Origin of the sequence: Chryseobacterium sp. SIMBA_028 (assembly GCF_046535285.1) — a bacterium.
Taxonomy (GTDB): domain Bacteria; phylum Bacteroidota; class Bacteroidia; order Flavobacteriales; family Weeksellaceae; genus Chryseobacterium.
The window spans coordinates 1-247 of sequence record NZ_JAWRWZ010000666.1; the positions used below are offsets into that span (position 1 = coordinate 1).

The window sequence follows — 247 nt, forward strand, 5'->3', positions numbered from 1 at the left end:
TATCGGCATCGCGCGGCGACTGGCCCGGGACGCCGAGGCCAGGCAGCGCCGCACGGAAACGGTCCGCATACCGCTGGGCCTCAGGGGCGTTACCGCAGCTGTGATGATGGCTGAGAAACTCGTCAAGATCGCCACCGACGAAGCCAACAGCTCCAACGATGAACGCGATGCTGCCGAGAAGATTGCCCTCCTGGCCAACTTGGGCGCACCCGAGTCAGGAACTTTGCCGCCATCCATGCGCAGCCAG

1 pseudogene is annotated in these 247 nt (G+C 64.8%); it reads left to right on the plus strand.

The window, feature by feature from the left end:
• A pseudogene (locus SCA31_RS24900) lies at positions 1 to 247 on the plus strand (hypothetical protein); the annotation flags it as partial.